Here is a 21,398-nt window from a genome sequence, read left to right as displayed (position 1 = left end):
TTTTTATATATCCTATAAGTTATTCTTTGGGTAAAGAATTTAAATTAAATTCTTATTATTCTAAGGAAGAATTACTAACAAAATCTATAATTATTTCTAACGCCGCTTTTTTTATCAATAATCCAAACTATAATACCGATTGTACAACAACAGAATTTGATTCTGACGGTAAACAGCATGTGAAATTCTGTGATTCTATTGAGGTTTTCGGTAAAAAAATTAAATACAGTTCGTTAATTAATTCAAGAACAGAAGATGTTTTTCAAAAGTATAATTATGGAGAAGCTTACAGAACAACTTTGACGGATTCGTTGGATACAGTAATTAAAATTGCATTAATAAATAATGATAAGGTTAAAATCAAAAAGATAATGTCAGATTATCTAAGACTAGTTAGTGAGTTGAAGTTAAAAACAAATCTTACCGTGACTAATTGGTTTAAGTTGGTTTATGATTACCCTAATTTTGTTAATTATCAATTGGTGAAACCTTATTTTAAATTATCAGAAATGAGTTTTAGAAATAATTATGAGGAAATAGACACTACTAATTATAACTCTAAATTTTACGTTCAGCATAATCTATTAGTCCAAAATTTTAGAAAATTAAATTATGATTTTGTAAGTAAAAATGATTTTTATGATATTTTAACAGCGATTATTTTTTTGACTTCCATTATTTCAAGCTTGATTTTTAGTTATAGATTAACTAATTTAAAAAGTTGGATGACTACTTTTATAGTGACAGGATTGTTAGAGATTTTGTTTTTAATGATTGCTGTTCCATTAAATTCATTGAACTTATTTTTAGGATTAAATGGTCTACTACTAATTATAAATTTGCTTCATTTTTCTTTTATTATGAAAAAAAAGAAGCAAAAAGGGTTGACAAAATACAGTTTGAATTATTTTATTTGGTCAATAGTTGTATTTTTACCTTTAATTTATGCTTTTTGTTATAACCAGTTACACATTTATAGCATGAATATCTCTGATGAATTTGATAGTATATTTTATTTTATGGAAGATAATTTTTTTGAATTTTCTATCATAAATGTTATTTTTTTAATGACAACTATACTAGTATTGACTAAAACATTATATAACTGGAAAGGAATACCAGAAGAATAGCCTATGTTAATTACTATAACCAATAAAATTTTAACAGCCACCATCAATACTGTTGGGGCAGAACTTGTTAAGCTAGAAAAAAACCATATCAATTATATTTGGGAAGTAGATGAAAATTATTGGAATAAAACTTCTCCCATTTTATTTCCTATAGTTGGAAGATTAAAGGAAGATAGCTATACCTTAAATGGGAAAGCCTATACCTTACCTCGACATGGATTTGCTAGAAATTATGAATTTAAATATGATGTAAAAGCAGAGCATCAAGTCATTTTTGAATTAGAATCAAATGCGGAAACGAAATATAATTTTCCTTTCGACTTTAAGTTGTTCTTAGCTTACACTTTAATCGATAGCGAACTGATTATTGAGTATTTTGTTCGAAATTTATCTGAAGAAACCCTGCCGTTCTCAATAGGAGCGCATCCTGCTTTTGCAATTGAAGGCGATTTGTCTGATTATAGTTTACAATTTAATAAACCTGATGTTTTAATTACGCATCATCTTGAGAATGAAAATTTTAATTTTGAAACATCTGTGGTAGAAAGTCATTCAGGAAAATTGGATTTAAAATACGACTTATTTAAAAGCGATGCCTTAGTCTTTAAATCGTTAGAATCTGATGAGGTAATCTTGCAACATTTAGATGTACCCGTTTTAAAAGTAATCTACGAATATTTTCCGTATTTAGGAATTTGGACGAAACCAAATGCTCCATTTCTTTGTATTGAGCCGTGGTGTGGTGTTGCCGATAATACGATTCATGATGGAAATATTCTAGAAAAAGAAGGTATTAATTTATTGCCTCCTAATGAGGATTTTTTACGAGCTATTCGAATAGAAATTTTAAAATAATAAAAACTCCGACTTTGAGTCGGAGTTTTTATTTCTATATGCTATGTCAATCGGTAATTTTTGTCAATCTGAACTTGTTTCAGATTCTAAATTACAATTTCTATTCACTCATTTTCTGTAAAATATTCTTATTTACAAGAATAATTTTTTTGCCGGTTAGCTCAATAATTCCTTCTTTATTGAATTCAGATAATAAACGAATACAACTTTCTGTGGCAGTACCAATCATTCCAGCTATTTCTTCCCTAGATAATTGGATTCTTAAACTCCCATCATCTTGTATTCCATATTCCTTTTCTAATTGTAATAACGTATGAGCTAATCGTTGTTTAACTGTTTTTTGAGCCATATCAACCATGTGGTCATCAGCTTCTCTTAAATCTCCACAAATTGTTTTCATCATGTTCAATGAAAATTGATTATTCTCATTGAAAAATTTTAAAACCTCATTTTTTGGAATAAAACAAACTTGCATGTCTTCAATAGCAACAGCACTCAAATTAGCAGCTTCTTCACTAATCAAAGATCGCTGACCTAATAGTTCTCCTTTTTTTACGAGTTTAACAATTTGGTCTTTGCCATTGGCACTTAATTTCGACATTTTAGCCACACCATCTTTAACGCAATAAATGCCATTGAGTGTTTCCCCTTCTTCAAATAAAGGTTCCCCTTTTTTAACGGTGTAAGACGTTTTACAGTCAGCCATTCTCAAAAGCTCTTCTTTATTTAATGCTTTTAACGAACTTAACTCTCTAACGATACATTGTTCACATTTACCACTCATAGGATACTTTTATCTTTTGCAAAATTAATTATTTCTTTAAATGTAACTCCCCTTTCTATGAAAAAAAACAGTATTTTTATTATAAAGTATAAAGATACATATCGTATGACAAATATCATATTTTATTTTTTCTGAGAATGTGACCTTTGTTACAGGTAAAAAATGAGCATTAAAATGGACGATAAAAATTGTTTTCACTGTGGTAAAGAGTTTATGCCAAGTGAAAAAATAGCCTATGATGACAAGTCTTTTTGTTGTGTGGGTTGTAAAACGGTATATGAAATTTTTAGTCAAAATGACTTAACATGCTATTATGACTATGCGACTTCACCTGGAGCAACACCACCAGAAATTAATGGTAAATATGAATTTTTAGACGATGAAAAAATTAGTTCAAAACTATTGGAATTTGAAGAAACTACAACACATATTGTTTCATTGTACATACCTCATATTCATTGTAGCTCGTGTATTTGGATTTTGGAAAATCTCCAAAAGCTTCAAGAAGGTATAATTGCATCGCAAGTAAATTTTACTCAGAAAAAAGTCCGTATAACTTATCAGCCGGAACAAACTAATTTAAAAGAAATTGTTTACTTATTAGCTTCTATAGGTTATGAGCCTTACATTAGTTTAGAAAACTATGAAACAGGATCAAATAACATTGATAGAACGTTAATCTATAAGTTAGGTGTAGCTTTCTTTTGTTTTGGAAATATTATGTTATTATCTTTTCCAGAATATTTTGAAGTTGATGAATTTTGGATTGAAAAATATAAACCTTTTTTCCGTTGGTTAATTTTCTTTTTATCCCTACCTTCTTTTCTTTATTCAGCAAGTGGTTATTACGTTTCAGCCTATAAAAGTATTCGTTCAAGCGTATTAAATATTGATATTCCTATAGCACTTGGTATCATTGTAATGTTTATACGAAGTACAGTAGACATCGTATTTGATTACGGTCAAGGTTTTTTTGATAGTCTAACAGGATTGGTTTTTTTCATGTTGTTAGGTAAGTTGTTTCAACAAAAAACGTATGATTTTTTATCTTTTGAACGTGATTATAAATCGTATTTCCCTATTGCGGTGACCAAAATACTTTCAGATGGTTCAGAAGTTCCGTGTCAAGTTTATGATATTGAGAAAGGAGACCGATTGTTAATCCGCAATCAAGAGCTCATTCCTGTTGATGGAATTCTTATTTCGCCTAAAACATCTCTAGATTATAGTTTTGTTACTGGGGAAGCGGATCCAATTGAAAAAAAGTCGGGAGATAAAGTATTTGCTGGAGGAAAACAAATAGGAGGAGTAATTGAAATGGAAGTGTTGTTTTCTGTCTCACAAAGTTATTTAACTCAATTATGGAGTAATGATGTGTTTCAAAAGAAAATTGATCAAAAACATAAATCCATAACAGATAAAGTAAGTCAGTATTTCACCCCCGCACTATTGTTATTGGCATTTGGAGCTTTACTTTTTTGGCTATTCATTGATACTTATATAGCATTTAATGTTTTTACAGCTGTTTTAATTGTGGCTTGTCCTTGCGCATTGGCATTAACAGCGCCATTTACACTTGGTAATGTATTGCGAATTATGGGTAACAACAAAATGTATTTGAAAAATTCGTTAGTTGTTGAGCAATTAGCTAAAGTAGATACGGTAGTTTTTGATAAAACAGGAACAATTACATCTGCAAATAAGATGCAAATAGAATTTGTTGGTACTCCTTTAACTTCAGAAGAGGAACAATGTGTTAAAAACTGTATTAGAAATTCAAACCACCCTTTAAGTAGAAAGTTATATGATTATTTACCAAATACTGAAAAACAGAACTTAACAGAGTTTGAAGAAATCATTGGTAAAGGAATTATAGCAACAATTCAAAATCATAAAATTGAAATTGGTTCCGATGCTTTGATGGGAGCAACTTTAATTGAAGATAATTTAAAACAGACCAAGGTTAATATTAAAATCGATGACCATTATAAAGGGTATTATTTGTTTAATCATCAATATAGAGAAGGTTTAGAACAATTATTTAAAGAATTGACCAAAAATCATTATCAAGTAAAAGTATTGAGTGGAGATAATGATGGAGAGAAAGCTTATCTACAAACTATTTTGCCCGAAAATACGGAGCTTATTTTTAATCAAAAACCAGAACAAAAGTTAGCCTATATTGAAAAATTACAGCAAGAAGGAAAAAATGTAATGATGATTGGGGATGGACTCAACGATGCGGGTGCTTTAGCTCAAAGTAATGTTGGTATTGCTATTTCTGAAAATGTAAATGTATTTTCGCCTGCTTGTGATGGTATTATGGATTCTTTGGAGTTTTCAAAACTTTTCTTATATTTACGATATGCAAAAGACTCAATGAAAACGATTTATATGAGTTTTGGTCTTTCGCTTTTGTATAATGCAATCGGATTAACTTTTGCATTAGCTGGAAAATTGTCCCCACTATTTGCCGCAATTATAATGCCTATGAGTGCCATCACAATTGTAAGTTTTGTTACAATTATGAGCAAGTTTTATGGTCGTAAAATCAATAAAAATTAACCATTTTTAACAAAAATTAAAGAGTATGACAAAAGTCATATTTATCCTGATAGAGTAAGTCTAACTTTGTTTAAAATTTAAGGTATGAGTGTTATTTATTTTCTAATTTCAGTAAGTATTGTCATTGCAATAGCTTTCTTAATCATCTTCATTTTAGCAGTGAAAAACGGTCAATACGACGATGACTACACCCCATCGGTACGTATGTTATTTGACGACGAAGTGAAAAATAATTCTAATAAAAACAAAAACTAAATATTAACTAACTATGGAAGTACAACAATTTCGTTATGACAATAAGATAGTTCGTAACTTTATCTATGCTTCATTACTTTTCGGAGTAGTGGGTATGTTGGTGGGTCTTATTGTTGCTTTATTTTACTTATTTCCTAATTTGACTGATGGTATCCCTTGGTTAAGTTACGGTAGATTAAGACCATTGCATACTAATGCAGTAATTTTTGCATTTGTTGGGAATGCAGTGTTTGCTGGAGTTTATTACTCTTTGCAACGTTTATTAAAAGCGAGAATGTTCAGTGATTTTTTAAGTCAGGTGAACTTCTGGGGTTGGCAGTTAATCATTGTAGGAGCAGCCATTTCCTTACCATTAGGTATTACTACATCAAAAGAATATGCCGAATTAGAATGGCCGTTTGATATTGCCATTGCTCTAGTATGGGTAGCTTTTGGTATCAACATGATTGGTACAATTATTAAAAGAAGAGAACGTCATATTTATGTAGCGGTTTGGTTTTACATTGCAACATTTGTAGCAGTGGCTTTATTGCACATTGTAAACAGTTTAGAAATTCCAGTATCTTTAACAAAAAGTTATTCTGCTTATGCAGGTGTTCAAGATGCCTTAGTACAATGGTGGTACGGACACAATGCGGTAGCGTTCTTCTTAACTACTCCTTTCTTAGGATTAATGTATTATTATTTACCAAAAGCAGCAAACCGTCCAGTTTACTCTTATAGATTGTCAATTATTCACTTTTGGTCTTTAATTTTCTTATATATCTGGGCTGGACCTCACCACTTATTGTATTCTACATTACCTGATTGGGCTCAAAATTTAGGAGTTGTGTTTTCTGTAATGTTAATTGCTCCATCTTGGGGTGGTATGATTAATGGATTATTAACGTTAAGAGGTGTTTGGGATAAAGTAAGAACAGATGCTATTTTAAAATTCTTTGTAGTAGGTATTACAGGTTATGGAATGGCAACTTTTGAAGGTCCTATGTTATCATTGAAAAATGTTAATGCTATTGCTCACTTTACAGATTGGGTTGTAGCTCACGTTCACGTAGGTGCTTTAGCTTGGAACGGATTCATGACATTTGGTATGATTTATTGGATTATTCCTAGAATAACAAAAACACAATTATTCTCTCAAAAATTAGCTAATTTCCACTTCTGGATTGGTACGTTAGGTATTGTATTGTATGCTTTACCAATGTATGTAGCTGGGTTTACTCAAGCAGAAATGTGGAAACAATTTAATGAAGATGGGACTTTAGTATATCCTCAATTCATGGAAACTGTAACACAAATTTTACCAATGTATGCTATGCGAGCTGTAGGTGGAGTATTGTATTTAACAGGGGTTTTAGTTGGGGTTTACAATATCATTAAAACGGTTTCTGTTGGATCTAAAGTAGAAGATGAATTAGCAGAAGCACCCGCTTTAGTTACAATTTCTAAGCATAGATTACGTAATGAGAAATGGCACTCTTGGTTAGAAAGAAAACCAGTTCAATTTATTGTATTAACTACTATTGCAGTTGCTATTGGAGGTATTATTCAGATTGTACCTATGTTAATTGTAAAGTCAAACATTCCAACTATTTCAAGTGTAAAACCATATACTCCACTTGAATTAGAAGGTAGAGATATATATATTAGAGAAGGTTGTAATAACTGTCACTCGCAATTAGTTCGACCTTTCCGTTCTGAAGTTAAACGTTATGGAGAATACTCAAAATCAGGAGAATATGTTTATGATCATCCGTTCTTATGGGGTTCAAAACGTACAGGTCCAGATTTAATGAGAGTAGGAGGAAAATACAATCACAATTGGCATTTTAACCACATGTGGAGCCCTCAAGCAACTTCAACAGGTTCAATTATGCCAGCGTATAAGTGGTTGTTTGATAACAAAGCTATGAACCATGATGATGTTCAAAAGAAAATGGCTGTAATGGCTAAATTGGGAGTTCCTTATTCACAACAAGACATTGATGGTGCTTTGGCTAGTATTGATAAACAATCTGCTGAAATCGAAGAAGGATTAAAAGGTGATCCTAAATTTGTAAAAGCTTATGAAGCAAGTAAAGAAAAAGCGAAATTAACTGGGGAGAAATTCGTTCCTATGAAAGATAGAGAAATTGTAGCGTTAATTGCTTACTTACAACGTTTAGGAACTGATATTAAAGTAAAAAAATAAGTAGTATGTTAAAGTTCGTAAAACATAATTTTGATGGGATGAATGGGGTAGATATTTTCCCCATCATCTCTCTAGTACTCTTCATTACCATTTTTATAGGTTATACTATTTATGCGTTAACTTACAGTAAAGAAAGAGTAAAAGAAATGAGCGAATTACCTTTTAACGATTAAAAATTAATACAATGAGAAAATTAATCCCAGTATATGTTAGAATCCCTTTACTTTACGCTTTAATGTTTGGAGTATTGGAGTATTTTATTGACTCAGGAGATCGACCTGCATTGGTAAAATATCCTGTAGTAGCTTTGTTTCACGTGGTGTTTATCTTTTTATTGATTGCCATTGAGGTGGTTTTAAATTCAGTGGATAAAGTAACATATCAGTTATTATCTGAGGAAGAAAAAGCTAAATTAGAGGCGGATAAAAATAAACCATTAGCTCAGCAAGAAGCCTTTAAAAATTGGATGCGTAAATTAACTGCATCACGTTCTATTAACGAAGAAAAAGATATGTTATTAGACCATGATTATGATGGTATTAAAGAATTAGATAATGTATTGCCTCCTTGGTGGGTAGGGTTGTTTTATGCAACAGTTATTTTCGCGTTAGTTTATCTTGTTCGTTTCCATATCATGGGGGACTATAATCAAGATGAAGAATTTGTAACAGAAATGAAAATTGCTGATGCAAAAGTCGAAGAGTATAAAAAAACAGCTCCAGATTTAATGGATAAAGAAAAAGTAACGCTTTTAACTGATGCAAGTGCAATTGCTGCTGGTAAGACATTATTTGATGCAAATTGTGTAGCATGTCATAGACCTGATGGTGGTGGAGCAATTGGTCCTAACTTAACAGATAAATTCTGGATAAATGGAGGTGGAATTAAAAATGTTTTCAATACCATTATGGAAGGTGGTCGCCCTGGAAAAGGAATGGTGCCTTGGAAAGAATCGATCAAACCTTCTGATATCCAAAAAATAGCTAGTTATGTGTTGTCTTTACAAGGAACTAATCCTAAAGATCCAAAACCAACAGAACCTGAAGCTAAAGAATGGAAAGAAGATGGTGCTGCCGCTCCTGCGACTGAAACACCAGCAACAGTTGCCGTAGATTCTACAGCAAAAAAATAAAAAAATAAAAAGGTTTTGGTAGCTTTACCAAAACCTTTTTTAAACCAAAACAACTGAATTATTTTTGGTTTAAAATTTAAAATAGAATTATTATGTCAAATTTACCCGACGAAAGTTTTAGAGATACCATTGCAACTATCAGCAAAGAAGGAAAGCGAAATTTTATTTTTCCTAAAAAGCCCGTTGGAAAATTCTACGACAAAAGAAAGTTAGTTAGCTATGTGTTATTAATTTTTTTAATTGCAAGTCCTTTTATAAAAATTAATGGTAACCAGTTTTTACTTTTTAATGTATTAGAAAGAAGATTTAACATCTTCGGATTTCCATTTTGGCCACAGGATTTTTACCTTTTCGTTGTAATGATGATTGCTAGTGTAGTAGGTTTAACCTTATTTACAGTTGCATTCGGTCGCATATTTTGCGGATGGTTTTGTCCACAAACTATTTTCATGGAAATGGTTTTTCGAAGAATTGAATATTGGATTGATGGTGATAGAGGTGCTCAAATTAAGTTAAATAATCAAGAGTGGGATGCAGAAAAAATCAGGAAGAGAGCTCTAAAGTGGTTTCTTTTCTTTTTAATTTCATTTGGTATTGCTAATGTTTTTTTAGCTTATTTAATAGGAAGTGATACCTTGATTCAGATGGTCGAAGAAGGTCCTGTCAATAATCTAAGTACTTTGATTGCGTTGTTAATTTTTACAGGTGTTTTCTACTTTGTATTTACTTGGTTCAGAGAGCAAGTTTGTATTATTGCTTGTCCATATGGTAGATTACAAGGTGTATTATTAGATAATAAAACAATTGTAGTTGCTTATGACCATGTAAGAGGGGAAGGGGAAAAAGGAAGAGCTAAATTTAAAAAGAATGAGGACCGTCAAAGTGCTGGTTTTGGAGATTGTATAGATTGTCATCAATGTGTAAATGTTTGTCCAACAGCTATTGATATTCGTAATGGTACACAATTAGAGTGTGTCAATTGTACAGCTTGTATTGATGAATGTGATAACATGATGGAAAAAGTAGGATTACCTAAAGGTTTAATCCGATATGCTAGTGAAGATGAAATCGTTAAGAAAGAAAAATTCAAATTAACTACGCGAATGAAAGGATATATTGCTGTTTTAAGTATTCTTTTAATCGTTATGTTTTCCATGATTCTTTTACGTACGGATGTTGATACAACCATTCTGAGATTACCAGGTCAATTGTATGAAGAAAAAGGTAAAAATATAAGTAATGTTTACACATTTAAAGTCATTAACAAGTCAACACAAGCATTGGAGCATATTACATTTAAAGTCGTAAATCCAAAACAAGGGAAGTTAAAGTTAGTGGGTAATCAAGAAATTCATGTGAAAAAAGCCGATTTAGCCCAAGGAACTTTATTTGTAGAAATTCCTGCTGCTTTATTAGAAAGCGATAATACAAAAATTAATATTGAAGTACGTCAAGGTAATAAAGTGATTGAAACAGTTACAACCAATTTCTTAGGACCTAGAGCCTTCAATTAAAACTAACCAAAAAAACAAGAACATGAAATTTAACTGGGGAACAGGAGTAGTAGTAGGCTTTGCTGGATTTATAGGCTTCATATTATTCTTCATCATTAAACTACAAACTAATCCAGCTTATGATCACGAATTAGTGGCAGAAGATTATTATAAACAAGAACGTAATGTTCAAGATAATATTGAAAAACAAAACAATTCTAATGAGTTAAAAGAAAAGTTAACAGTTACTAAATCGTCAGAAGGTATCATCATAACTTTTCCACCTCATTTTGATTTTAAAGGAATAAACGGGACTATTTCCCTATATAGACCGTCCAGCCAGAAGTTGGATTTTGACACAAAGATATCTTTATCAAGTCCAATAATGCTCATACCTAAAAACAAACTGACTGGCGGTCTTTGGGAAATTTCAATTGATTGGAAGTACGAAGGTAAAAATTATTTGAATAAAGAAACGGTTTATTTTTAATAAGGAAATAAAATTTGAAGTGAAGAGATGTAATAAACAAGATTTATTATTTATCTTCACTTTTTTATAATATGTTATATTCAGCTTTAATTTTTGGATTAATTAGTAGTTTACATTGTGTTGGAATGTGTGGTCCCATTGCCATGATGATTCCATTAGACCGAAATAATCCTTCTAAAAAAGTCATCCAAATCATGGCCTATCAAATAGGTAGGCTCTCAGCTTACGCTGTTTTAGGTTTGGTCTTTGGTCTTTTAGGTAGAGGTTTCTTTATGGCTGGTTTACAACAACAATTATCTATTTTCGTTGGTGTAATGATGATACTTTTAGCTGTGGTTCCAGAGAATAAATTAGCTCAATATAATTTTTCAAAACCAGTATATCATCTCATTTCAAAGGTTAAGCAACAATTAGGTAAACAATTAAAAAATAAAAGTTTAAAATCGCTATATCTAATTGGTTTATTTAACGGTTTTTTACCTTGTGGAATGGTTTATGCTGCATTGTTTGGTGCTATTGCCATGAATAATCTAAGTTTAAGTATTGCTTATATGGCTTTGTTTGGTCTTGGTACTATCCCTTTAATGGTAACAGTACAGCATTTAGTTCAGTTTTCCCAACTTAAATTTAAATCTCAAATACAGAAGATGATTCCGGTAATCATGGTTGTAATTGGTATCTTGTTTATAGTTAGAGGATTAGGCTTAGATATACCTTATTTATCACCAAGTTTACTCGATTTGCACGTACAAGCCAAAGCAAATTGTCATTAGTATTTATTGCTATAAATAAAAAATGATTGAAAGATTTGTGTTATAACCTACGCATCTTTCAATCATTTTTCAGTTATGAATTTCTTTTAAATAGTCATTGAAAACAATTCTGTATCAGGTACTTTTCGCATCAATCTCAAATCAAAAGCCATGCATATGTTTCTTACAAAAGCTTTTCCTTTTTCTGTAACTTGTAAAGATGTATCGTTTAAATAAATTAAATCGTCTTGTTCCATTTCTTTTACGTGTTCCAATACGTCATTAATTTCTTCAAAATAAGTTTCAGCAGTGGTCCATGAAGTCTCAAAATGACACATTAAATTAAGAATGTGTTTTCTGATGATTAAATCTTCTTCGCTTAAATGATGGCCCCTAAAAACGGGAAGTTCTTTAGATTCTATACGGGCATAATAGGCCTCAAGTGTTTTTTCATTTTGAGCAAAACTACTCCAACTATCACTAATAGAAGAAACACCTAATCCAATCATTAAATCAGTTTTTGAAGCGGTGTATCCCATAAAATTTCGATGTAATGTTTTGTTTTTGAAAGACGTAAACATGGAATCACTGACTAATGCAAAATGATCCATTCCAATTTCATGATAGCCGTTTTCTAATAATAATTTTTTTCCTTCTTCATATAAAGCTCTTTTTTCCTCATCTTTAGGTAAATCTTCATCATGAAAACCACGTTGCCCATTTCCTTTGATCCAAGGTACATGCGCATAGCTGTAAAATGAAATGCGATCAGGTAAAAGTGATTTGGTTTTTAAAATAGTATCTTTTACATCTTCTAATGTTTGAAAGGGTAGACCAAAAATTAAATCATGACCAATAGATGTATAACCTATTTCTTTTGCCCAAAAAGTTACCTTTGCTACATTATGGAATGGTTGAACCCTGTGTATAGCCTCTTGAACTTTTACACTATAATCTTGCACACCAAAAGAAACCCGTCTGAAACCTAAATCGAATAAAGTTTGCAAATGTTCTTTGGTGGTATTATTTGGATGTCCTTCAAAACTAAATTCATAATCTGAAGCTAAATCGGCCATTTCAAAAATAGCATTAATTAAAGAACTTAAGTTTTTAGAGGAAAAAAAGGTGGGCGTTCCTCCTCCTAAATGAATTTCTTTAATAATAGGTCGGTTCGCAAATAACTTACAATACATTTTCCATTCTTGTAGTAAGGCTGAAATATAAGGCTCTTCTACTTCATGACGTTTAGTAATACGCTTGTTACATCCACAAAAAGTGCACAAACTTTCGCAAAAAGGTAAATGTATGTATAAGCTAATTCCTTCTGAATTATTGGTAGCTTTGAAAGTCTGTTGTACTTCGTGTTTCCATTTTTCTAAATTAAACTTTTCCTCTTCCCAATAAGGCACTGTAGGATAACTTGTGTATCTCGGACCAGGAACATTATATTTTTGAATTAACGACGCTTTCATACCTAAATTTTCAACAAATGTAGCAGTGTAGTGATATTAAAAAAATGATAATTGTCATAAAGGCTTTAGGAAAGATACTTAAGATTAATTCTAATTGTGCATTTACAATAGATTATAGCATGGTATTTATAAATCTTTTCAATCTTTTTAGATTGATTTATGTCATCATTGGATAGTATATTTGCAGAAAAAGAATAAATTATGTTACAATTGATGAAGGAGCGATATACGACAAAAAAGTATGATGCCTCAAAGAAAATAAATTTTAATATTATAGAAGAATTAAAGCAAATTTTACATTTAGCACCTTCTTCTATTAATAGTCAACCATGGAAGTTTCATTTTGTTTCAGATGAAAAGATTAAAAATGAATTAGCAAAGGTTTCTTATTTCAACGCGGAAAAGATCATAAATTGTGATACAGTTGTTGTTTTTAATGTTTACAATGATATTACTCTATTTGAAGAACAAATAAAAAAGCATTTGCCAGAAGGAGCTGTTAATTATTATTTAACCTATATAAAACCTTTGCCAGAAGCAGAAATTAAAGCTTGGATGAGTAAGCAAGTGTATTTGGCATTAGGAGTTTTTCTTACCGCTTGTGCACAACTGCAAATAGACGCAACGCCCATGGAAGGGATTCAAACAGATAAGTATGATACAATTTTAAACCAAGAAGGTTACACCGCTTTAGTTGCTGTTGCCATTGGTTATAGAGATCAAGAAGATGCCAATCAGCCTGGTCGAAAACCAAAATCTAGGGTAGCTATTGATCGAATTATTGAAACAATTTAGATAAAAAAAGCGAATAACTAAATCATTATTCGCTTTTTTTATTTAGGCTACCAATGATGAGCAATAATTGATTGCTTGTTTTTTTTTACATATTCTAAGTAGGCTTTTGCTACGGGAGTAAGTGATTTATGACTATTCCAAATTAAATTCCAATCAGTGATAATAGGAAGTTCTTTCAAAGAAATAATTTTTAAGTCACCATTTTTGAGTTCATTTTTTATTCCAATTACAGGCATAATTGAAACACCTAAATCGGCAATAACAGCTTGCTTAACGGCTTCGTTAGAGGTTAATTCTAATTTTCGCTTGATTTGAATGTTATGCTGCTTGAAGAATTGTTCCATTTTGAATCGAGTACCTGAACCTTGCTCTCTAAAGATGACAGGTAATTGATCTAATTCATGTATTGCTGTTGTATGATATTTTTCATAGTTTTTTCTACCAGCAACTAATACAATTTCATTAGAAAGTAGCGATTCATTGAATACGGCAATTGTTTCGGGTAAAATGGATACTAGTCCAAAATCAACCTCATTATTCGCAACACTATCTAATACTTTGGATTTATTAGTAACATCTAATACTAATTCAATTCCTGTATATTCTTGTAAAAATTCAGTGAGAAAATAAGGAATCACATATTTACCTGTGGAAACAGCAGCTATGGTTAATTTACCAACTAACAACCCTTTGTAAGCATCAGACTTGTATTGAATTTCTTCAACTTTTTGTAAAATAGATTGTGCTATCTCTGAAATTTCTAGTCCAAAAGCAGTAATGAATATTTTTTTTCCAACAATTTCAGTTAGTGGAATATCAAACTGATCTTGAAAATTTCTAAGCTGGATGGAAACAGCTGGTTGGGTTAAATTTAATTGCTCAGCGGCTTTCGTTACACTTTGTGTTTCACAAATTTTTAAAAATATTTGAAGTTGGTGTAAAGTATAATTCATAAAATTATTTTATGATAAAGATATAAAATATAAATAAAAATTAATCATTTTTTGTTATCAATTTTGTCCTGTCAATATGACTCAAGTTTAACTAATGAAAAATCGAACTAGTACATTATTAAAATGTACACCTAAAGCAAACAAACAAAAATGAAAAAAATTACAATTGCAAAAGGAGACGGAATTGGTCCTGAAATTATGGATGCCGTATTGGATATTTTCCACGCCGCTCAAGTACCTTTAGAATATGAAACCATTGAAATAGGGGAGAAAGTGTATTTAAATGGTCATGCCTCAGGTATTAGCTCTTCTTCATGGGACAGTATTTTAAATAATAAAATTTTACTCAAAGCTCCTATTACGACACCTCAAGGTGGGGGGTACAAAAGTTTAAATGTGACCATGCGTAAGGCTTTAGGTTTATTTGCGAATATAAGACCTACACAGTCTTATTTTCCTTTCGTTGCGTCCAATTTCCCAAAAATGAACGTGGTCATTGTTCGAGAAAATGAAGAGGATTTATATGCAGGTATTGAGCATCAACAAACCGATGAAGTGGTTCAATGTTTGAAGTTAATTTCTCGACCTGGTTCTGAAAAAATTATTCGTTATGCTTTTGAATATGCTAAAAAATACGGTAGAAAAAAAGTGACTTGTTTCAGTAAAGACAACATCATGAAACAAACAGATGGTTTATTTCACCAAATTTTTAAAGAAATTGCTGCTGAGTACCCTGAAATTCAATCTAATCATATGATTATAGATATCGGTGCCGCTCGTTTAGCCGCAAAACCAGAATCTTTTGATGTTATTGTAACCTCAAATTTATATGGAGATATTGTTTCTGATATCGCTGCGGAAGTGGCTGGATCTGTTGGTTTGGCTGGTTCGGTAAATATTGGAACTTCATGCGCTATGTTTGAAGCTATTCATGGTTCAGCTCCAGATATTGCAGGCCAAGACAAAGCAAATCCTTCAGGATTATTACAAGCGGCTATAGCTATGTTATTCCACTTAGGGTTAGCTGATGAAGCTTCAAAAATTCAAAATGCATGGCTAAAAACTATTGAAGATGGTATCCATACACCAGATATCTACAATGAAGCAACTAGTAAACAATTAGTTGGAACCAAAGGCTTTGCTCAAGCCATTATTGCTAATTTAGGTCAAAATCCTACCCAATTACAACCCATTACACCTCCAAAGGATGCTGTAATTTCTATTCCGATAACCACTCCTAAAAAGCCAAAAGTAAAAAGTTTAGTTGGGGTTGATATTTTTGTTCACCAAGCCAACCGAAATGCAGATACATTGGCGTTGCAATTACAACAAGCGACTCATGAGGCAGGAATACAATTAAAAATGATTACAAATCGCGGAGTTAAAGTGTGGCCAAATGGTCTTGAAGAAACCTTTTGTACAGACCATTGGCGTTGTAGATTTGAATGGACTTCTCAATCCAATGGAAATTATCAAGAGGTAGTGAGCTTGTTACAGACTTTATATTCAAATCAAATCGATGTCATAAAAACAGAAAATTTATATGCTTTTGATGGAGTACCAATGTATTCAATGGGACAAGGTCAATAAGATGGGAAAATTGCTATTACTTATTATTTGTATAGCCATGTTAGTGGTATTTATGCAAACTGAATCAAGCTTGAAAACTCTAATTCCTGAAGTTCTTGCAGCAACAGGCATTGGCTTTATATTGTTATTTTTTAAACTGAAAAGTAAGTAGTTATGAAACAAAAATCTTTTCACTTGATTAAAGGTGAATTTAGTGCCCTTGATGCCAAACAAGTTTTACTTGAGTTATTGTCAAATAAAATAAAATTTCATCAAGGTGACCAATGGAGTAGAGAGGAACGAAATACCTCAATTACATTTTCATCTCAACAGCGAATTCAGGAACTGGTTCGTTTAAAAGAAGAATTAAAACTTTTCTTTGATGAAGCTTCTATGCAAGGTAAAGAAGTTGAATTAGTGGGTGAAATTGTAATTAAAGTTAAGTAATGCGTTTGTTTGTAAACCGCTCCTTATTAATTGCTACTAAGCATGGTAAGGAGGATATTATGCAACCACTTCTCGAACGCTATCTTGGAGTGGTTGTTTCTCAAAAAAACAAGTTTGATACTGATACATTAGGCACGTTTTCTGGGGAAATTCCAAGAACACTTGTTCCTCTTGAAGCACTAAGAGAAAAATGTAATCAAGCATATCTATTGCATGGTATAGATTTAGTAGTAGCTACCGAAGGTTCATTTGGCCCACATCCTCATTATTTTTTTGTTCCTTCACATGAAGAATTTGTTATGCTGAAAGATTTTAAGAACGACTGGGAAGTTACAGGCAAAGTGCTTAAAATGGAGACTAACTTTAAACAAGAAAGTATAACACAAGAAGATGAATTACTGGCTTTTTGCGATTGTGTTCACTTCCCAAGTCATGCTATTATACTTCGACCTTTTCAAAATAAATCAGAGGGAATTATTAAAGGAATTAAAGATAGAAAAAAGGCTTTAAATGCTTTTAATTTCCTAATGAAAGAGTATGGTCAGGTTGTTGTTGAAACAGACATGCGAGCACACATGAATCCTACACGTATGCGAATTATTGGTGAAGTAACTCAACAATTGATTGACAAATGTCATAGTTATTGTCCTTCTTGTGGTTGGCCGGGATATGATGTTGTAGCGCATGAATCGGGTTTGCCTTGCCAACTTTGTAAAACACCTACGGCTAGTACAATGAAATGGATTTATGTATGTCAAAAGTGCCAACATCAATCTGAAAAATACTATCCTAAAGGGAAATATTTTGAAGATCCCATGTATTGTTCAACTTGTAATCCTTAATAAATGGAAATTGGAACTGATATTAAACGAGCAGCTAACTATTTAAATGATGGTGATGTAGTAGCAATACCTACGGAAACTGTTTATGGTTTGGCTGCTTCAATTCTCTCTGAAAAGGGAATTCAAAAAATTTACCAACTAAAAGGAAGACCTAATAACAATCCTTTAATAGTACATGTAGCTTCTATTGAAGAAATCAGTAAATGGGTAGAGGTGTGGCCTGAAAAGGCTAAAATTTTAGCAGATGCATTTATGCCAGGACCAATAACCTTAGTACTGCCCAAATCAAATAAAATTCCTCATTATGTAACTTCAGGACAAGATACGGTTGGTATTCGTGTGCCTAATCATCCATTGTTTGTGGAGTTACTTAAATCGCTTCCCGCTCCGTTAGCCGCACCAAGTGCTAATCCTTCAAATGCAACTAGTGCCACACAAGCGAAACACGTAGTTTCTTATTTTAAAAACAAAGATTTACCTTATGTTTTAGATGGTGGTGCTTGTACTAATGGCTTAGAATCTACAATTGTTGGTTTTGAAAAGAATGAAGTTGTTATTTATAGAGTAGGAGCTATAACCATTGAGCAAATTGAACGATGGGTAGGAAAAGTAAAAAGAGCTACTACTAAAAAGCATACGCTTACACCCGGAATGTTTACAAGGCATTATGCACCAAAAACTCCTCTTATCATGACTGACGATTTAGATGCGTACACTAAGCAATATCCAGAAGCACATGTAGCCATTCTTTATACTGGAAAAAAAAAGAAATCTTCAAATGCTAAAATAACATACATCAATTTATCAGAATCAGATAATCTTGAAGAAGTGGGACAAAAATTATATGCCACATTATTAGCATTAGATGAACAAAGTTACGATGCTTTACTAATACAACCTTTTCCTAGTACAGATTTAGGAATTACTTTAAATGATCGTTTAACTAGAGCAACAGCAAAAAAATAATAACTATGAATTTTGACTTATTAATTGAAAATTTAAAAAACCCTGCTTTATTGTTTTTTTTATTAGGCGTTTTAGCCGTAAGAGTTAAAAGTGATTTATATATCCCTGAAAACTCATCTAAATTTATTTCTATATATTTATTGTTTGCAATCGGTTTTAAAGGCGGTCAAGAGTTAGCACACAGTACTTTTGATGTGTCTATATTGTGGTGTGTATTGTTTGGGGTTTTAGCTGCAATTAGTATTCCAATTTACACGTTTTTTATTCTTAAACGAAAGTTGAGTGTTGCTAATTCAGGAGCAATAGCCGCTGCTTATGGTTCAGTAAGTGCGGTGACTTTTGTAACGGCAATTTCTTTTCTTGAAATGCAAAACATTAGCTATAGTGGTCATATGGTTGCTGTCATGGCTTTAATGGAAGCACCAGCTATTATTGTGGGAATCATTTTAATCCGACTTTTTACCAAATCTAAAAAAGAAGCAACGTCTTATAGTTTGAAACAAATTATTGTGCATTCACTAACAAACGGAAGTGTATTTTTAATATTAGGAAGTTTAGTTATTGGTTATGTAGCTAGTGAAGAGCAAGCCATGGGAATTAAACCTTTTACCAATGATTTGTTCAAAGGATTTTTAGCCATATTTTTATTAGACATGGGATTAGTTTGTGGTAAAAAAGTAAGTGATTTTACAAAATACGGAAATTTTACAATCATTTTTGCTAGTATAATACCTCTAATCAATGGTTGTGTGGTTGCTTACACAAGTGGTTTGTTTTTAGCTCAAACGGGTGACCGATTTTTGTTAGCTATTCTTGCAGCAAGTGCTTCATATATTGCAGTTCCAGCAGCTATGAAAATATCTGTACCACAAGCTAATCCAGGTTTATATGTTCCAATGGCTATAGGAGTAACTTTTCCAGTGAATATTACTTTAGGAATTCCACTTTATTATTTTCTAGTAACTTTTTAAATTATAGTTGTGTAATTTTTTGTGCGTGTCCTTCATTTTATCTCCATGAAATGGGGGCACGTTCATTTTATTTGTTAACGTTCTAATCTTTTAAAATCAATATATTTTAAATAAATAATGTTAGAACTTGTAGTGTCAATGTCCATTTTATTTATTTTTTTATAAAGGCTATTAAATTCAATAACTGATTTTTTTAGATAAGGATCGTTGCAAAAACGTTCAATTAATTTTAGTATTTTCTTTTCAAGTGTGTTAATTTTAAATGTTTTGGCATACTTCTTTTTAAAATTAGCCAAACTATGTAAAACTAGTTTATAATTTTTTAGTTCGAAGTGAATCAGTACATTTAAAATTTCTGCTTTTATAAATGTATTAGGACGATCGCTAAAATCGAACTCATTTAAAATATAATTAATATGTTTCAAAGATTGGGATACACTTTTATTAATTAAACAAATACAAGCAAATTGATAATACATACCAATTAAGTAGTAAGGTTCTAAATTAAATTTATTTATATGTATTTGCTTTAAAATATGTTGCATCATTTGATGTCCTTCATCAAATTTATGATTATAAATTAAGTGCTCAAGTTCTGCTTGATAAGTGTGAAAAAAGATACGTTCATTAGCTACATGCTTTTGAAAGTCTAATATCTGATCGAATTGACGTAGAGCTTCAATTTTATTATAGAAAGTTTCATCATCGCGTTTTTTATAAATATCAATAATACGCGTATAAACTGAGATGTAATCTAAAGGGTTTTCTTGTTTATGAAAACTATTAGCATCATAAATAGCAATAGCACGTTCAAGATATTCTAATTCTGAAATTGTATTTTGAGTTATGTGATAATAATTAGCATAAATTAATTGAATAAAAATTTTTGCTTGAATGGAGTGAATGGAAGTTTTATTTTTTTCTAACAAATGATGATTAACTATTATTTGGAAATCTTCAATGATTTTTTCAACAGCAATTTGCTTGCGAAGGATTACTACTTGCGGCAACCGAGTTGACATTTTTACACCCCATCACCCAAACACCTCTTAGCTTGCACGCAACGCTGGAAGAAAAATTTAGTCGTGTAGTGCAGCGATTCAATTGGCACACGGCCATCCCCTCTTACTGGTTAGAGCGCCACTGATTATGCGTCTGGATAAATTTCTAAGCCATCACACCGGCCTCTCCCGCTCGCAGGTCCATCACTTGGTAAAGGCGGGGCGCATTTCCATCAATGGGGAGCGGGTATTAAAGCCGGAACAAAAACTATGTGGCGACGAAGAGGTTGTCTTGGACGGAGAGCGGATTGAACCGTTTAATACCCGTTATTTAATGTTGCACAAACCCTCGGGTTATGTGTGCGCCAATACCGACAGCGAGCACCCGGTGGTATTGGACCTGCTGGACATTCCGCGCAAACACGAATTGCAAATTGCTGGCCGCCTGGATCTGGATACTACCGGTTTGGTGTTAATAACAGACGATGGGCAATGGAATCATCGGATCACCGCTCCCAAGCAAGAGTGTCAAAAAACATATCTGGTCACCACTGCAGATCCTATTAACGAATCCGTTATTGACTGGTTTGCCAGGGGCGTACAACTCCATGGCGAGAAAAACCTCACACGCCCGGCCCAGCTCCATATCCTGCAGCCAAGGTTGGCGCGCTTGCAAATCCATGAAGGGAAATACCATCAGGTTAAGCGCATGTTCGCTGCTACCGGCAATCGAGT

At 32.1% G+C, this 21,398-nt stretch carries 21 protein-coding genes; 17 read left to right on the top strand and 4 right to left on the bottom strand.

Annotated features, from left to right (window positions below; genetic code table 11):
• Window positions 1–1,130, top strand: a 1,130-nt coding sequence (locus QZ824_RS06270) for a hypothetical protein (protein WP_291275165.1), incomplete at its 5' end; no start/stop codon positions are given.
• A 3-nt stretch (window positions 1,131–1,133) separates the two neighbouring features.
• Window positions 1,134–1,985, top strand: a complete 852-nt coding sequence (locus tag QZ824_RS06265; RefSeq protein WP_291275164.1) for an aldose 1-epimerase family protein — start codon at window positions 1,134–1,136, stop codon at window positions 1,983–1,985.
• Between the two features lie 100 nt (window positions 1,986–2,085).
• Here the strand turns inward: QZ824_RS06265 and QZ824_RS06260 are convergent, their stop codons facing one another.
• The gene (locus tag QZ824_RS06260) at window positions 2,086–2,769 is read right to left on the bottom strand and encodes a Crp/Fnr family transcriptional regulator (RefSeq protein ID WP_291275163.1); all 684 of its coding nucleotides are present in this window, start codon (window positions 2,767–2,769) and stop codon (window positions 2,086–2,088) included.
• A gap of 174 nt (window positions 2,770–2,943) precedes the next feature.
• Here QZ824_RS06260 and QZ824_RS06255 point away from each other — a divergent pair, with 174 nt between their 5' ends.
• From QZ824_RS06255 to QZ824_RS06220, 8 genes are all read left to right on the top strand, one after another.
• Complete coding sequence (locus QZ824_RS06255; RefSeq protein ID WP_291275166.1) at window positions 2,944–5,334, top strand: heavy metal translocating P-type ATPase metal-binding domain-containing protein; 2,391 nt, start codon at window positions 2,944–2,946, stop codon at window positions 5,332–5,334.
• Window positions 5,335–5,418: 84 nt separating this feature from the next.
• Window positions 5,419–5,589, top strand: a complete 171-nt coding sequence (ccoS, locus tag QZ824_RS06250; RefSeq protein ID WP_014388243.1) for a cbb3-type cytochrome oxidase assembly protein CcoS — start codon at window positions 5,419–5,421, stop codon at window positions 5,587–5,589.
• A 13-nt stretch (window positions 5,590–5,602) separates the two neighbouring features.
• Window positions 5,603–7,780 (top strand): cytochrome-c oxidase, cbb3-type subunit I, encoded by a 2,178-nt coding sequence (gene ccoN, locus QZ824_RS06245; RefSeq protein ID WP_291275162.1) that lies wholly within the window; start codon window positions 5,603–5,605, stop codon window positions 7,778–7,780.
• 5 nt (window positions 7,781–7,785) lie between these two features.
• A complete protein-coding gene (locus QZ824_RS06240; RefSeq protein ID WP_291275161.1) occupies window positions 7,786–7,953 on the top strand; it encodes a CcoQ/FixQ family Cbb3-type cytochrome c oxidase assembly chaperone in 168 nt (55 codons plus the stop codon).
• An 11-nt stretch (window positions 7,954–7,964) separates the two neighbouring features.
• Entirely contained in the window at window positions 7,965–8,912 is a 948-nt protein-coding gene (locus QZ824_RS06235; protein ID WP_291275160.1) for a cbb3-type cytochrome c oxidase N-terminal domain-containing protein, read from the top strand.
• Window positions 8,913–9,004: 92 nt separating this feature from the next.
• Window positions 9,005–10,426: a cytochrome c oxidase accessory protein CcoG gene (ccoG, locus tag QZ824_RS06230; protein WP_291275159.1), complete on the top strand. Its 1,422-nt coding sequence runs from the start codon at window positions 9,005–9,007 to the stop codon at window positions 10,424–10,426.
• A gap of 22 nt (window positions 10,427–10,448) precedes the next feature.
• The gene (locus tag QZ824_RS06225; RefSeq protein ID WP_291275158.1) at window positions 10,449–10,895 is read left to right on the top strand and encodes a FixH family protein; all 447 of its coding nucleotides are present in this window, start codon (window positions 10,449–10,451) and stop codon (window positions 10,893–10,895) included.
• A gap of 71 nt (window positions 10,896–10,966) precedes the next feature.
• Window positions 10,967–11,668: a sulfite exporter TauE/SafE family protein gene (locus QZ824_RS06220; protein ID WP_291275157.1), complete on the top strand. Its 702-nt coding sequence runs from the start codon at window positions 10,967–10,969 to the stop codon at window positions 11,666–11,668.
• Between the two features lie 86 nt (window positions 11,669–11,754).
• Here QZ824_RS06220 and hemN read toward each other — a convergent pair whose 3' ends face one another.
• Window positions 11,755–13,119 carry an oxygen-independent coproporphyrinogen III oxidase gene (hemN, locus tag QZ824_RS06215; RefSeq protein ID WP_291275156.1) on the bottom strand — a complete coding sequence of 455 codons (1,365 nt, stop codon included), beginning with the start codon at window positions 13,117–13,119 and terminating at the stop codon, window positions 11,755–11,757.
• Window positions 13,120–13,320: 201 nt separating this feature from the next.
• Here hemN and QZ824_RS06210 point away from each other — a divergent pair, with 201 nt between their 5' ends.
• Window positions 13,321–13,914: a nitroreductase family protein gene (locus QZ824_RS06210; RefSeq protein ID WP_291275155.1), complete on the top strand. Its 594-nt coding sequence runs from the start codon at window positions 13,321–13,323 to the stop codon at window positions 13,912–13,914.
• A gap of 47 nt (window positions 13,915–13,961) precedes the next feature.
• Here QZ824_RS06210 and QZ824_RS06205 read toward each other — a convergent pair whose 3' ends face one another.
• Window positions 13,962–14,867, bottom strand: a complete 906-nt coding sequence (locus tag QZ824_RS06205; RefSeq protein ID WP_291275154.1) for a LysR family transcriptional regulator — start codon at window positions 14,865–14,867, stop codon at window positions 13,962–13,964.
• A gap of 150 nt (window positions 14,868–15,017) precedes the next feature.
• Between QZ824_RS06205 and QZ824_RS06200 the strand changes: the two genes are divergently transcribed.
• The 5 genes from QZ824_RS06200 to QZ824_RS06180 all read left to right on the top strand — a co-directional run bounded on the left by QZ824_RS06200 (window position 15,018) and on the right by QZ824_RS06180 (window position 19,662).
• Window positions 15,018–16,457 carry an NADP-dependent isocitrate dehydrogenase gene (locus QZ824_RS06200; RefSeq protein WP_291275153.1) on the top strand — a complete coding sequence of 480 codons (1,440 nt, stop codon included), beginning with the start codon at window positions 15,018–15,020 and terminating at the stop codon, window positions 16,455–16,457.
• Between the two features lie 153 nt (window positions 16,458–16,610).
• Complete coding sequence (locus QZ824_RS06195; RefSeq protein ID WP_291275152.1) at window positions 16,611–16,883, top strand: hypothetical protein; 273 nt, start codon at window positions 16,611–16,613, stop codon at window positions 16,881–16,883.
• Window positions 16,883–17,725, top strand: coding sequence for a DUF6671 family protein (locus QZ824_RS06190; RefSeq protein ID WP_291275151.1), 843 nt, complete (start codon window positions 16,883–16,885; stop codon window positions 17,723–17,725). Before QZ824_RS06195 ends, QZ824_RS06190 begins: the two co-directional genes overlap by 1 nt.
• 3 nt (window positions 17,726–17,728) lie before the next feature.
• Window positions 17,729–18,691 (top strand): L-threonylcarbamoyladenylate synthase, encoded by a 963-nt coding sequence (locus QZ824_RS06185; protein ID WP_291275150.1) that lies wholly within the window; start codon window positions 17,729–17,731, stop codon window positions 18,689–18,691.
• 5 nt (window positions 18,692–18,696) lie between these two features.
• Window positions 18,697–19,662, top strand: a complete 966-nt coding sequence (locus tag QZ824_RS06180) for a sodium-dependent bicarbonate transport family permease (protein WP_291275149.1) — start codon at window positions 18,697–18,699, stop codon at window positions 19,660–19,662.
• 74 nt (window positions 19,663–19,736) lie between these two features.
• Here the strand turns inward: QZ824_RS06180 and QZ824_RS06175 are convergent, their stop codons facing one another.
• Entirely contained in the window at window positions 19,737–20,684 is a 948-nt protein-coding gene (locus QZ824_RS06175) for a hypothetical protein (RefSeq protein ID WP_291275148.1), read from the bottom strand.
• 127 nt (window positions 20,685–20,811) lie between these two features.
• Between QZ824_RS06175 and QZ824_RS06170 the strand changes: the two genes are divergently transcribed.
• A partial coding sequence (locus QZ824_RS06170) for a pseudouridine synthase (RefSeq protein ID WP_291275147.1) occupies window positions 20,812–21,398 on the top strand: 587 nt, incomplete at its 3' end.

The organism is Flavobacterium sp., assembly GCF_021151785.1.
Lineage (GTDB): Bacteria > Bacteroidota > Bacteroidia > Flavobacteriales > Flavobacteriaceae > Flavobacterium.
The sequence above is the reverse complement of the archived record's forward strand: the minus strand, read 5'-3'. Positions and strand labels throughout refer to the sequence as shown.

What these genes read in the sequence shown, in the direction of transcription:
- QZ824_RS06265 (WP_291275164.1), top strand. Translation starts at nt 1,134, where the DNA reads ATGTTAATTACTATAACCAATAAAATTTTAACAGCCACCATCAATACT.
- QZ824_RS06260 (WP_291275163.1), bottom strand. Translation starts at nt 2,769, where the DNA reads ATGAGTGGTAAATGTGAACAATGTATCGTTAGAGAGTTAAGTTCGTTA.
- QZ824_RS06255 (WP_291275166.1), top strand. Translation starts at nt 2,944, where the DNA reads ATGGACGATAAAAATTGTTTTCACTGTGGTAAAGAGTTTATGCCAAGT.
- ccoS (WP_014388243.1), top strand. Translation starts at nt 5,419, where the DNA reads ATGAGTGTTATTTATTTTCTAATTTCAGTAAGTATTGTCATTGCAATA.
- ccoN (WP_291275162.1), top strand. Translation starts at nt 5,603, where the DNA reads ATGGAAGTACAACAATTTCGTTATGACAATAAGATAGTTCGTAACTTT.
- QZ824_RS06240 (WP_291275161.1), top strand. Translation starts at nt 7,786, where the DNA reads ATGTTAAAGTTCGTAAAACATAATTTTGATGGGATGAATGGGGTAGAT.
- QZ824_RS06235 (WP_291275160.1), top strand. Translation starts at nt 7,965, where the DNA reads ATGAGAAAATTAATCCCAGTATATGTTAGAATCCCTTTACTTTACGCT.
- ccoG (WP_291275159.1), top strand. Translation starts at nt 9,005, where the DNA reads ATGTCAAATTTACCCGACGAAAGTTTTAGAGATACCATTGCAACTATC.
- QZ824_RS06225 (WP_291275158.1), top strand. Translation starts at nt 10,449, where the DNA reads ATGAAATTTAACTGGGGAACAGGAGTAGTAGTAGGCTTTGCTGGATTT.
- QZ824_RS06220 (WP_291275157.1), top strand. Translation starts at nt 10,967, where the DNA reads ATGTTATATTCAGCTTTAATTTTTGGATTAATTAGTAGTTTACATTGT.
- hemN (WP_291275156.1), bottom strand. Translation starts at nt 13,119, where the DNA reads ATGAAAGCGTCGTTAATTCAAAAATATAATGTTCCTGGTCCGAGATAC.
- QZ824_RS06210 (WP_291275155.1), top strand. Translation starts at nt 13,321, where the DNA reads ATGTTACAATTGATGAAGGAGCGATATACGACAAAAAAGTATGATGCC.
- QZ824_RS06205 (WP_291275154.1), bottom strand. Translation starts at nt 14,867, where the DNA reads ATGAATTATACTTTACACCAACTTCAAATATTTTTAAAAATTTGTGAA.
- QZ824_RS06200 (WP_291275153.1), top strand. Translation starts at nt 15,018, where the DNA reads ATGAAAAAAATTACAATTGCAAAAGGAGACGGAATTGGTCCTGAAATT.
- QZ824_RS06195 (WP_291275152.1), top strand. Translation starts at nt 16,611, where the DNA reads ATGAAACAAAAATCTTTTCACTTGATTAAAGGTGAATTTAGTGCCCTT.
- QZ824_RS06190 (WP_291275151.1), top strand. Translation starts at nt 16,883, where the DNA reads ATGCGTTTGTTTGTAAACCGCTCCTTATTAATTGCTACTAAGCATGGT.
- QZ824_RS06185 (WP_291275150.1), top strand. Translation starts at nt 17,729, where the DNA reads ATGGAAATTGGAACTGATATTAAACGAGCAGCTAACTATTTAAATGAT.
- QZ824_RS06180 (WP_291275149.1), top strand. Translation starts at nt 18,697, where the DNA reads ATGAATTTTGACTTATTAATTGAAAATTTAAAAAACCCTGCTTTATTG.
- QZ824_RS06175 (WP_291275148.1), bottom strand. Translation starts at nt 20,684, where the DNA reads ATGTCAACTCGGTTGCCGCAAGTAGTAATCCTTCGCAAGCAAATTGCT.